Raw genomic sequence first — 12,084 nt, 5'->3', positions numbered from 1 at the left:
TAACGGAACTAACACCATACGGCCATCGAGCTAGCCGAATATCGAGACGAGCATTCGTGCACCCGGTACGATAACCTCCCTGCGGAGGGACGGTATAATGACCGAAAACAGCAGGTAACTCACGACACCGACGCCGATACAGATCGCCAGTAAGACGAATCCCTCGAACGGGAGGATCATCTGTACCCCTGAGACGATCAGTCCCATTCCAATCGCACCGACAAAACACCACACGATCAGATGATAGGGTATTCGAAGCGTGATGTTCCGTGAGAGATATCGTGCATTGAGAAGCGTCTGAACTATGGCTGCACTCGTCGTCGCGATCGCCGCTCCCAGTAGTCCGATGGAAAGAACGAGGACGACGTTGAGGACGAGATTTATCGCGATCGTTACGACGACCGCCCGTGCGACCAGATCCACGCGATCGATGCCCCGAAGCGTGCTCCCCAGAACGTCATTGGCCGATTGAAATACCTTCTCGACCATCAACACCACGAGGACGCCCGCCGCGATGGTGTACTCCGAACCGAAGACTACAGCGAGGATCTCGTAGTTCAGCACGAACACCCCGACGAACGCGGGGATCGAGAGGAACAGCGCGACTCCGAGCGCGTTGGGGACAACGGCCTCGATCCGAGAGGTCGCGGCTTCGGCGCTCCACTGGCTCATCTGCGGGAACAGTGTGACTGAGAGCGTCTTACTGACTAACAACACCAACAACGTCACCTCCCAGGCTACCTCGTAGGCTCCGACGTCCGCGTAGGTCAGAAACAGCCCGATGATCGCTACGTCCATCCATTGATAGACCTTGCCACTCACTGACGAGAGGAAGTAGTACTTCGCGTAGTCGTACAGCGACCACGCCGATAGTTCGGCTGGTCGACCGACGTTCGTTTCCAGTTTGAAGAACGCCCAACAGGCGGCCGTCGCTGAACCCAGGATGAGCCCATAGATCAATCCGACAACCCCGTATCCAGCCGACACCAACACCAGTCCACTCGTAACCCATACCGTCTCGCGGGCGAACTCGATGATAGCGGTTTCCCCAACACGGAGTTCGCCGCGCACAGCCTGAATGAACAGGTCCGCGAACTCCTGAACGACGAGTGCAACGACGAGGAAGACCGTGTATTCGCCGCCGAGATACTGGTTGAGGTATGGCCGGGCCAGAAGGATCACTCCCACGGCTCCGGAGACGGTAACGAGTTTGATCGTAATCGCGGTCGCTAGCATTCTGTCTGCCCGTTGCCCCTCGCTCAGTCGTTTCTCGAGCGCGCCGCGGATCCCACCGTCGGCAACGATCGTCAGCAGTCCGAGTACCGTTTGAAACAGGAAGAAGATCCCTATCTGGCTTGCCCCTAATTCACGGGCGAAGACTGTGATCCCGGCGAAGAAAACGACCGCGTTGCCGCCTTTCGCGAGAAAGAGTTTCAATGCTGAACGGGACAGATCCATTCGTCTGATCTACTACGTCCTGCGATATATATTCTCAGTTCTATTACAGGTGTGTACGGAGTGATTTTATCGATACGAGAGTATGCAACTACTCACTGATCGCTTGCGACCGATACGGATGCCTTCGAGGCGGTGATCATCAGTACGACGAAACGATCCCCGAAAGGAGTTCACGACACGGCGGGCGAAGCGATCCGTTCTCGCCGCCGTCAGCGAGCAGGGAGAGGAGGTAAAACAGCGGAAGCCCCGAATACGTCTCCGAGTCGCCGTAGGCGATCGGCCCGATCTCCCGGGCGTAGTCGGCCATGATGCGGCCGCCCTCTCCCCGCCCGTGTATCATCTGAACGAACAACTGGTGGAGAGGGATGTCGTACTGGTGGATGACGAACGGTCTGAAGAGATCGTCGAGGAGGTAATCCATCCGTACGTCCTCCCAATCAAGGATGTACACCGCGTCATTGATGAAGAGGTTTCTGGCGTGGAGGTCGCCGTGGATCGGGCCCCGATAGAGTGACGACGGCAAGTCGAGGTCGTCGAGGAGCTGTAGCCCTGCACGCGTAGTTCCGTTCGTCTCGTCCTCGGTCGCCAGCGCTCCTTCGAGTTCTCGAACGACGTCAGTCGTCGCGACGCGGTGTCGGTCGTTCTCGTAGAGGGCGGTAAGCTGGTTGAGCGCATCAAACAGCGCCTTCCACTCCTCGACTGGATCGATGAGTTCCCGCCCATTGAGATACCGCTCGATGATATAGGGATACTCGCTATCGTGTTCGATAATCGGTGGCGTGTTGATCGAATCAGGGAGCCGTTGTCGGTGTTCGATCTCGTTTCGGAGCTTGTCCGGATCGTCGATGGCGATCGTAGATACGTGTCGGTTGTCCAACTGCAATAACGTGATTCGGTCACCGACGACCGCCACGTCGAACGGGTTCTCGGCGGCGACGGTGGCGTATTCCGACCGGATCAGAGGAACGAACGGCAGGAGCCCTGGAACAGCGGCAGTGGTCTCGAGTATCGTGGTCCCGAGGCGACTCTTCCAGCCGCCACCGCCGAGCCGATCGACGAGCCACTCGATCGCCCGAGATTCCGGGCGAAACGCGTACGTGTTGTAGCCGTCCGTATCGAGGACCATGTAGACCTCTGTAGCGGACGGGATCCCCTGATACTCGTAGAACTCCGCGATCCGATCGAAAACCCCCGGTCGATCGAAGGACTGTGGATTCGCGGTCTCAATAGCACTCCCCATTGGACTATAGATATAGCCTGTCCTACATAAGGGTCCCGAACCGTCGCTGACGAGTGTTCTGACCGGAAACGATCCGAACCGAGATCAAACCGCAGTAATTAGCGGGACGACTTCGTCGGTTCGAATCGATTCACACCACCGGTTATCGGATCGGGACCACGTCCCGAATGAGGTGCTGCCATCGCCGATCCCCGTCGATCATGTCCCTACTCGTCTGACGGTCGTGTTCACGCATAATGGTGATCCGCGGAAGGGACATCGGTGCAGCGAAATCGACGACGTCCGAGCCGATCACCGTGGTCGCACTCTCGTAGCCCGCCTCCCGGACCAACTGGGCTATGTCGTCGTCGAATGCACCGTAGGGATAGGCGAAACTGCGCGGGTTGTCGCCCGTAATCGCTTCGATGGACTCCCGTGATTCGACGATCTCGCGCCGGGCGATTTCCCGGCCGACCGTCGTCAGATCCGGATGAGTCATGGTGTGTGCTCCGATCTCGTGACCGGACTCGCTGAGATCGATGACACTATCGCGGTCCATGACCCGCGATCCTTCGAACCGCTCGCCCAGTAGTCCCGGGACGACGTAGTGAGTCGCCTCGACGCCGTGACTCTCGAGGATCGGCAATGCCGTCTCGATCGTCGATTGGAACCCATCGTCGAAGGTCACGACGGCCGGATCGGGCGGAAGCGAGCCCTGTTTCCACTGCTCGATGGCCTCGCTCACAGTCAGGAGGTCGAACGTTTCGGAGAGCCACTCGATCTGTCGGCGAAACCGTGCCGGCGTGACTGTCCACGGACCGCCCGATTCGCCGATACCATGATAGAGGACGATCGGACAACGAACCCCAGTGGGGCGGTAACGACCCTTGAGTGTGGATCGAAACGCTCGATCCACCAACCGTCGACCCTTCTCTCCCCCGAACATACCGGTTCTCAGGGCCATCATCGATGTAACTGTGTCGGTTGACTTACATTCGAGTGGTCGTCCCCCCGTTTTCACCATCCGTCTCGACTAGCTGCTGTATCGCTGGCCGCTGCCGTCCGGTGGATGGTGAACTGTTGTCAGTGACGCAGCAGTCGGTGCCTCCTTTCTGCGTACGAGCCGTGACCGTTTGTTACCCGTCACCTCTCCTTCCGAGGGGACGGTACCGGCCCTGCATTCCCTGTATATCTCTCGAGTAACTGGTGACACGTCCCGAACTCGTGTGAGGAGAGCAACGTTTCGAGCGTCTCGCGAGTCTGATCGAGATTGTGGAAGCTGATGAAGCGCTTGTGGAAGGTCGGTTCGGCGGTTTGTACGTCGGGGTTGAATTCCCACGGATGGAAGTAGAGCGTCGCGGGAATCCCTCGACGGTTGAGGTTCCTGATCCCTCTTGATATCACCCACGTCGGAAGGATCCGACCGTAAAACCCTCCAGCGACCGGAACACGGAACCGAGGATGAAACACGGCGGGTGGAAATTCGAGCAGGTCATCGGCAGTGACCGATCGACTGTCCTCGAAGGGGGAGTTACGATCGACCCAGTACGGGTGAACCGGTGCGTTTCCGACCCCATACATCGGGGTCTTGACCGGGAACACGCTGGAGTCATACCGATACCCCGTTTCGAGAAGCGCATCGAACGCCCATTGGGTTCGCGGTGTCACCGAGAAGTTCGGTGCCCGAAACCCGAGAGGACGGTGGCCGGTCACCGACTCGATCGCTTCGGCACTCGCATCGAGCTCCTCGGTGAACGACGCCTGCGTAAGTTCGAACAGCGGAGTATGAGTGTGTCCGTGAGACGCTATTTCGTGGCCGTCATCGGCGATTCGAGTGATCAACGCAGGATACTCCCTAGCTATCTCGCCGACGACGAAGAACGTCGCTGTCGTTTCGTGTTCTGCGAGTATATCGAGAACGATCTCGACTGACGTCTCGATACGATCCTTGGCGTCGGTTAGTTCGTCCGTTAGCAGGGTCGCCGAATGCCAGTGTTCGAGATCGAACGACAGGACGTTTCCGGGTCCATCGGATGAGCCACTCCGTTTCTTACCACCCATATGAAACGAACTGTGAACGACCGTGATATTAGTATCGTTTACTAGCGATCCGCTTCAGCAGTCACTTAACCGGTAGAATAGCGTATCGGGCCATGATCACTGCAACCAGGTTACGACTGGCGGACGGAACGGAGGGGGCCTTTGGATCGGACCTATCTCGCCTTAGAGATCCGTATCGTATGGAGGATGACCGCAGCGATACAGAAGAAGAAACCGCCAAGCAAGAACAGGGCGGATAGGGTCGTAACGAGAAACGAGAGCGATCCCGTGGTGAGGTACTCGGAGATGAGCCAGTAAGTACCACTGACCCCTGACAGCACACCGACGAATCCCGGCATACCCAGACTGATAAGTGGATGGGTGTTCTGTACGGTCGTTGTGATGTTGTTCACTAGGTCATACCCGTGTGAAATCGGATCGGCGCTGTTCGCGTTCTCGACGTCGTAGCGCACCGATATTCCGACTTCTTCGACCTCGTATCCGTTCTTGTGGGCGTGATAGAGGATGTCCGTGCTGGCGGCCATCTGCGTCCCGATGGTGTCGTCATCGGCCAATCCTGCGATGGCTCGTCGGTTGTAGGCTCGAAAGCCGCTTTGCGTATCGGTGATGCGTGCACTCGGCCGGACGGTCCCCATGCTGAGGTTGGTGAGCGCGTTGACGATCGACAGCCCGACTCGACGGTACAGCGGGAACTCGGTGGTCGCCCCGTCGATAAACCGACTTCCGATGACGATGTCGGCGCCGGTTTCGCGCTGTTTCGCGACGAGCCGGGGGATATCCCGTGAGTCGTGCTGGGCGTCGGCGTCGAGGATCACGAGGTGATCGGCACCCTTCCGGTCGGCCGCTCGAAAGAGCGTCTTGAGCGCGGTGCCGTACCCCTTGTTGTACTCGTGTTCGATGACCGTCGCTCCGGCTTTGCCGGCCTCTCTCGTGGTCTCGTCTCGACTTCCATCGTCGACGACGAGGACGCTATCGCCGTACTCGGCGGCCGTTCCGACGACGTTCGCAATGGAGCCTGCCTCGTTGTACGCCGGAATTCCCACGACGACCGTCGACTGTTCGGCGTCCTCGCCCATCTCGAAGACGGGTTCCGGTTTTTCCAACCGGGCGGGTTCGACAGTCCCCTGTTGGTCGGTGATCGTCGCCGGATCGACGAACTCGGTTACCGGCGGGACGTCCTTGGTCGCGGTCGCCTTCGGCGCCGTCCCGTTGCCCGCTTCGGGCTTCCCGTCGAACGCGGCGCTACGTAGGATCCGTGCACCCATCATCCGCGCGATTTCGACCCCCTCCGGTTCGTCGGACTCGACGTGGGTAACTGCCACGTCGCTTCCGTGCCGCTTTGCCGACAGGATCGCCTGTATGAGCTCCGATTTGTTGGTGTGTGTCGCGATCAAACCGATCGGTGACCCGTCTTCGCCCCACTCCGGCTCCTCTACTGCTCCTCCCCTCCTCGGTGATGACTGCATGATGTGTCATCCTATTGTATGCAGTATTCCCACTGATCCGTTGCCTTCAGCCTCGACCCCGGTGTTTAGTCGTATCGCCTTCGATATCGAAGGTCTTTCGTCGCCTCTTTCCGAACTCGCACCTTCGATATCGAACGAAGCCGATGTCTTTTTGTCGGTTCGATACGATATTCTGATATCCGCCCTCCGCGATGTCGGTAGTCGTCGCGGTACTCTCCCGTATCTATGACCGTAATCGCCGATATCACCTTGCCGGCCGCGTCGCTTCCGGTCGGAAGCGTTCTCCAGTCGTTTCCCGAGGTGGGGATCGAACTCGAAGGCGTCGTCCCGCTTCGGGAGTCCGTTATGCCGCTGTTGTGGATCGAAACGAGCGATTCCGAGGAGATCCGCTCGGCGCTCGGGGACCATCCGCGGATCGATCGGGTAAGCGTCGTCATGACGGTCGAATCGGAAACGCTGTTCGAGATCCAGTGGTCGTCGGCCGAGAACGAACTCGTCGACGCGCTCCTGGAGGCCGACGCGACGATCCTCGCCGCACAGGGCCTCGCCGAAAGTTGGGATTTTCGCCTTCGGTTTTCGACGCATGAAGAGCTCTCACGGTTCAACGTCGCGCTCACCGAATCGGGGACTCCCGTGACGCTCCGCCGGATCCACCACTCCCCGATCGACGAGCCAACGGCGTCGCTCTCGCCGGTCCAACGCGACACGCTCACGACAGCCTACCGTTCGGGGTACTTCCAGATCCCGCGCCGGATCAGCCAGGCCGCGCTCGCCGACGAGCTAGGGATCAGCGACAGCGCGCTTTCCCAGCGGATCAGACGCGGCGTCGAGGCGCTCATCAAGCAGGCGGTAATCGCCCAAGAGCAACCGCTCCGGTAACGACCCCTTCCTACGAGGAGCGGTGTTTCTCGACCGCGCTCCTGATCTGGTCGGCCAGCACTCGATATCGGTCTTCCGTGTCCTTTTCGAGGTACTCGGTCACGCCGCGCGAGCGCGCGTCGTCGGCGACGCTCGCCGATCCCCGGCCCGTAAAGAGGATAAACGGTAGTTCAGGGTACTCGTCCTGGACCAGCTCGAAGAAGGTGATCCCGTCCACGTCGGGCATCTTGTAGTCGCTCACGACGCAATCGACCCCGGTTTCCTCGAGGTACTCGTAGCCCGCTTCGGCGCTCAGTGCCGTCTCGACGACGAATCGGTCGTCGATTCGCTCGAGACACAGCGCCGTTAGATCGGCGCTGTCGAGCTCGTCGTCGACGCAGAGAACGTGGATCCGCGCCGAATCCGTATCAGTCATAGTCCAGTTACGACGTAACGTGATAAAAAGCAAATGATTCAAACAGAAAAAGGTTGACCCTAACCGTCCCGCTCGACGTATTGGTGTGGTGATAACTACATGTGTTCGTTCCCATCTCCTCGATGATCGATGCGTATCCGGTATCTCACGACGGAGCCACTCGCCGACGAGGTCGTCGACGCGCTCAAGCGAACCGGCGCACACCTCTCGACAGCGGAGCGACTCGACGACCCACGAGTGGCCGACGAGCCGTTCGAGACGGTGCTCTACGACGCGGCGACGCTCGAATCGAACGAGGGGACAGTCGTTCGTCGACTACGAACCGAACGACCGGAACTCCCGGTACTCGGGGTCGTCGACGCGCTCGATAGCGTCGCCAGCGTTCCGACGTCGCTCGATCCCCTGGTCGACGGCTGGATCGAGAAGGCGGTTCTTCGGACCGCACCGGGCCACGTCGTGTCGCTGTTGGATCGGGCAGTGGAGTATCGGAGTGAGGCGAGCGCCCACGAAACGGCGCCCTGCACAACGAGTCCATCCGACCCGGACCGCGACGCCGGCGAGCGCCTGCGGACGAAAAACCGCTGTCTCGAATCGGTCAGAGCAACCCTCTCGCACGACCTCCGAAACCCGCTCATGGTGGCCCGCGAGTACGCGATCCTCGGGCGTGAGACCGGAAACGACGAGCATCTCGACCGGGTCGACAGCGCGATCGGGCGCGCGAGTACGTTGGTCGACGAACTCGTCGCCGTCGCTCGCGCCGGGCGCGGGCTTAGGTCGCTCGTCGAGGTGTCGATCCGGGACGCCACGACGGACGCGTGGGAGGCAGTCGGCTCCGAACCGGCGTCGCTGACGGTCGAAGCCGACCGGCATGTCCGCGCCGATCCGTCGCTGCTGGCGCTGTTTTTCGAGGTCCTCTTCGAGCACACGATCACACATCTGGGAGCGGAATCATCCATCCGTGTCGACGCGAACGAGTCGGGCGTTCTGATCACGGTCGACGGCCCCGACGTAGCCGCCGACGAGTATCGGACGCTTCGACGGGCGTTCGTTGATCCCGATAACGACGATAGCGCCGCGACGGTTCTATCGGCCATCGCGGACGCACATGGCTGGGAACTCTCGATCGCAGAGCCCGACGATGGCGACGGGTTTCGTCTCCACATCGCCACCTGATACGGCCGTGGGAGGTGTCACCGACACGTCGTATGCATAGATTGATGGAGGACCTGAACGACCGTTCGATATGGTTGATGCAACCATCGACGTGATCCATCGGGGCGGGTTGCTGTGCGATCAGAACTACATGCTCGAGGGCCACACGCTCGGCACCCATGACGAGCCGAACCCCGAGACCGAGTACACGGAGATTCCCGTGTACAACCTCGTGATCGACCACCCTGAGGGGACGATCCTCTGGGACACCGGCAACCACGAGGACGCCCTCGACGGCCACTGGCCCGAGGGGCTGAAACAGGCCTTTTACCCCCACGACGCCGACGAACACGACCTCGAAAGCGATCTAGAGAGCGCCGGCTATGGACTCGACGACATCGACTACGTCTTCCAGACGCATCTCCATCTGGATCACGCCGGCGGTCTTCACCACTTCGACGGGACGGACGTGCCGGTGTTCGTCCACGAAGAGGAGATCAAGTTCGCCTACTACAGCGCGAAGACCGAGCAGGGAAGCGCCGCCTACATCCTCGAGGACTTCGACCACGACCTCAACTGGGAGGTGCTCCATCGGGACCACGAGACGCACTTCGAGGACGTCGAATTCATCCGTTTCCCGGGTCACACGCCCGGTCTGACTGGAACGATGATCCACCTCGAGGACCGGTCGCTGATATTCGCCGGCGACGAGATATATAGAGCAGAAAACTACGAGGACGGAGTCCCCCTCGGGGCGGGTCTGCTCTGGAGCCACCGCCACTGGTTCGAGACCCTCCAGGAGATCAAGGAGCTCGAACGACGCCACGACGCCGAGGTCGTCTACGGGCACGATTCCGAGCAGTACGAGTCGCTCTCGGGGTGGGACTGAGTGGGCTACGAACGTTCCGTCTCGGCGCCCGACCACACCCAGACCCCCGAGACGGTCTGGGAACTCGAGATGCCTCGAATCCGGTTCGGACGCGACGCCGTCGAGGAACTCGACTTCCAGTTCGCCGATCTCGGCGTCGAACCCGGCGCTCACGGCCTACTCGTCACCGACGAGACCCTCGTTTCGTTGGGTCACGCCGACCGAGTGCGCGAGCAACTCGACGCCTACGAGGTCGACGTCTACGACGGCTCCGCGCGCGAGCCCTCGACCGAGGACGTCGACGAGTGTCTCTCCTTCATCCGCGACGAGCGCGGCGAGGCGGGCTATGACTTCTACGTCGGCCTCGGCGGGGGTAGTTGCATGGACACCGCGAAAGCCGCCCGGACGGTAATCGCGAACGGCGGCGAGGTGCTCGATTACATCGCCGAGCCCACGGGTAGCGGCGAGTCGATCACCGAGTCAGGCCCGCCACTGGTGCTCATGCCGACCACGGCGGGCACGGGCGCGGAGATCTCGCCCGTCGCCATCTTCTCCGTCGAGGAAAAGGAGGTCAAGGAGGGGATCTCGAGCGATCACATCCGGGCCGACGCCGCCGTGCTGGATCCGACGCTGACGACGACGCTCCCGCCCGAGCAGACCGCCAAAACCGCGATGGACGCGCTTGGCCACGCCATCGAGGGCTACACGACCCACTCGTACGACAGCCTGCTTCGGGCCGAAGACCCCACGAGCCGGCCCGTCTATGCCGGACGTACTCCCGTCACGGAGATGTTCAGCGAGAAGGCGATCGAACTCCTCTCGTCCAATGTTCGCCGGGCGGTCCACAACGGCGACGACCTCGAGGCTCGCGAGAACATGCTTCAGGGCGCGCTGATGGGCGCGATCTCCGGACTTACCGCCGGCGCGAGCCTCTGTCACGCGATGGCCTACCCGGTCGGTAACCGATATCACACCTATCACGGCGAGACGATCGCGGTGCTCACCCCGGCGAGTACCCTTGATTATAACGCCGCGAGCGACCCCGAGCGTTTCGTCGAACTCGCGCGCATGTTCGGCGTCGACACCACGGGGCTGAACACTCGTGAGGCCGCCGACCGTCTGAAGGGAGAGTACGTTCGGCTCCAGCGCGACCTGAACGTCCTCCCGAGTGGCCTCGCAGAGCTGGCCGGAATCGACGAGAGCGATCTCGACTGGCTCGCGACCCAGACCGTCGAAACCCAACAGCGCCTGCTTCGCTGCAATCCCCGCCCCGTCGAAAAGGAGGACGTCGAGGCGATCTTCCGGGACGCCCTCTACAACTGGGAATAGGAGTACCGGCCGCTGTTCGCGGGGGACGCTCCGTCTAAAATAACCTTCCGGCAGTTCGTACAATCTATTGAGACACAAATTATTTAAAGATTGGATAGCGACTGTCAATATCATGAAAGCCGTAGTGCTGGCTGCAGGAAAGGGGACGAGACTGCGACCGCTGACCGAGGACAAACCCAAAGCGATGGTCGAGGTCGACGGCAAACCGTTGGTCGCCCACTGTTTCGACCGGTTGGCCGAACTCGGCGCCGAGGAGTTCGTGGTCGTGGTCGGGTACATGAAAGAACACATCATCGAGCACTTCGGTGACTCCTATCGTGACATCCCGATCACCTACACACACCAGCGCGAGCAGCTGGGGCTGGCCCACGCCCTGTTGAGCGTCGAAGAGCACATCGACGACGACTTCATGCTGATGCTCGGTGACAACATCTTCAACGCGAACCTCGCCGACGTCGTCCGCCGACAGCAAGAAGAGCGCACCGACGCGGCGTTCCTCGTCGAGGAAGTCCCGTACGAAGAGGCCTCGCGATACGGGGTCTGTGATACGAACGACTTCGGGGAGATCACGGAAGTGATCGAGAAGCCCGAGGACCCGCCGACCAATCTGGTGATGACCGGCTTTTACACCTTTTCGCCGGCGATCTTCCACGCCTGCCAGCTCGTTCAGCCCTCGAACCGGGGCGAATACGAGATCAGCGAGGCGATCGACCTCCTCATCCGCTCCGGGAGAACGATCGACGCGATCGGGCTGGACGGCTGGCGGATCGACGTGGGCTACCCGGAGGACCGCGACGAGGCCGAAAAGCGCCTCCAGGAGGCCAAAACGGTCGCTCAGAACGACTGAAACGCGCCGGAGGACTGTTTTCGACGAAAGGAGCGGAGAACACCGTGACCGAAGCGGTCGGTAGCTTACTGGGACGTTTGCGATCTGATTTCGATGTCGTCGAGGGCGTCTAAGTCCCTTCTTCCTCGGCCTGTTCGATCTTCGAGATCTCCCTCGCGTAGTGCAGGAAGGTATCGACGGACGCGATCACGACGCGGGCCTCGATGGTGAGGATCTCGATCCCGACAAGCGAGACGCGGATCCAGATGTCGATGACGACACCCTTATCGAGAATTCGGTCGAGGACTTCCGCGAGGCTAGACGCTTGTGGTCTCGATTGGCTCATGCCTGTTCACGTATTTGCTCGTACGCGCCCAGTGGTAGTCACTACATACCATGACCCCGCAAGCT

Annotated in this window: 11 protein-coding genes and 1 pseudogene; 5 read left to right on the top strand and 7 right to left on the bottom strand. The window is 60.6% G+C overall.

The annotated features are described in order from the left end of the window. Nucleotides 1-30 precede the first annotated feature (30 nt). The 5 genes from EAO80_RS07340 to EAO80_RS07320 form a co-directional block, all read right to left on the bottom strand. The gene (locus EAO80_RS07340) at nucleotides 31-1,458 is read right to left on the bottom strand and encodes an oligosaccharide flippase family protein (protein ID WP_122089271.1); all 1,428 of its coding nucleotides are present in this window, start codon (nucleotides 1,456-1,458) and stop codon (nucleotides 31-33) included. Nucleotides 1,459-1,597: 139 nt separating this feature from the next. Further along, on the bottom strand, nucleotides 1,598-2,698 hold the full coding sequence (locus EAO80_RS07335; protein ID WP_122089270.1) for a phosphotransferase: 1,101 nt from the start codon (nucleotides 2,696-2,698) through the stop codon (nucleotides 1,598-1,600). Between the two features lie 142 nt (nucleotides 2,699-2,840). Next, nucleotides 2,841-3,623 carry a polysaccharide deacetylase family protein gene (locus EAO80_RS07330; RefSeq protein ID WP_245998514.1) on the bottom strand — a complete coding sequence of 261 codons (783 nt, stop codon included), beginning with the start codon at nucleotides 3,621-3,623 and terminating at the stop codon, nucleotides 2,841-2,843. 197 nt (nucleotides 3,624-3,820) lie between these two features. After that, entirely contained in the window at nucleotides 3,821-4,738 is a 918-nt protein-coding gene (locus EAO80_RS07325) for a polysaccharide deacetylase family protein (protein ID WP_122089268.1), read from the bottom strand. A 152-nt stretch (nucleotides 4,739-4,890) separates the two neighbouring features. After that, nucleotides 4,891-6,204 carry a glycosyltransferase family 2 protein gene (locus EAO80_RS07320; RefSeq protein WP_245998512.1) on the bottom strand — a complete coding sequence of 438 codons (1,314 nt, stop codon included), beginning with the start codon at nucleotides 6,202-6,204 and terminating at the stop codon, nucleotides 4,891-4,893. 225 nt (nucleotides 6,205-6,429) lie between these two features. Between EAO80_RS07320 and EAO80_RS07315 the strand changes: the two genes are divergently transcribed. Continuing rightward, nucleotides 6,430-7,083 carry a helix-turn-helix domain-containing protein gene (locus EAO80_RS07315; protein WP_122089267.1) on the top strand — a complete coding sequence of 218 codons (654 nt, stop codon included), beginning with the start codon at nucleotides 6,430-6,432 and terminating at the stop codon, nucleotides 7,081-7,083. A 10-nt stretch (nucleotides 7,084-7,093) separates the two neighbouring features. Here the strand turns inward: EAO80_RS07315 and EAO80_RS07310 are convergent, their stop codons facing one another. Then, nucleotides 7,094-7,498 (bottom strand): response regulator, encoded by a 405-nt coding sequence (locus tag EAO80_RS07310; RefSeq protein WP_122089266.1) that lies wholly within the window; start codon nucleotides 7,496-7,498, stop codon nucleotides 7,094-7,096. 129 nt (nucleotides 7,499-7,627) lie between these two features. Here EAO80_RS07310 and EAO80_RS07305 point away from each other — a divergent pair, with 129 nt between their 5' ends. The 4 genes from EAO80_RS07305 to aglF all read left to right on the top strand — a co-directional run bounded on the left by EAO80_RS07305 (nucleotide 7,628) and on the right by aglF (nucleotide 11,694). After that, entirely contained in the window at nucleotides 7,628-8,671 is a 1,044-nt protein-coding gene (locus tag EAO80_RS07305; RefSeq protein WP_122089265.1) for a sensor histidine kinase, read from the top strand. A 70-nt stretch (nucleotides 8,672-8,741) separates the two neighbouring features. Further along, nucleotides 8,742-9,539, top strand: coding sequence for an N-acyl homoserine lactonase family protein (locus EAO80_RS07300; RefSeq protein ID WP_122089264.1), 798 nt, complete (start codon nucleotides 8,742-8,744; stop codon nucleotides 9,537-9,539). After that, nucleotides 9,540-10,847 carry a hydroxyacid-oxoacid transhydrogenase gene (locus EAO80_RS07295; protein ID WP_122089263.1) on the top strand — a complete coding sequence of 436 codons (1,308 nt, stop codon included), beginning with the start codon at nucleotides 9,540-9,542 and terminating at the stop codon, nucleotides 10,845-10,847. It abuts the gene before it with no gap. Between the two features lie 112 nt (nucleotides 10,848-10,959). Beyond that, the gene (aglF, locus tag EAO80_RS07290; protein ID WP_122089262.1) at nucleotides 10,960-11,694 is read left to right on the top strand and encodes a UTP--glucose-1-phosphate uridylyltransferase AglF; all 735 of its coding nucleotides are present in this window, start codon (nucleotides 10,960-10,962) and stop codon (nucleotides 11,692-11,694) included. A gap of 65 nt (nucleotides 11,695-11,759) precedes the next feature. Here the strand turns inward: aglF and gvpA are convergent. Continuing rightward, nucleotides 11,760-12,019, bottom strand: a pseudogene (gvpA, locus tag EAO80_RS07285) (gas vesicle protein GvpA). Between the last annotated feature and the right edge of the window lie 65 nt (nucleotides 12,020-12,084).

Origin of the sequence: Halalkalicoccus subterraneus (assembly GCF_003697815.1) — an archaeon.
In the GTDB taxonomy this organism is placed as follows: domain Archaea; phylum Halobacteriota; class Halobacteria; order Halobacteriales; family Halalkalicoccaceae; genus Halalkalicoccus; species Halalkalicoccus subterraneus.
This window is presented reverse-complemented; position numbering and strand designations above follow the sequence as displayed.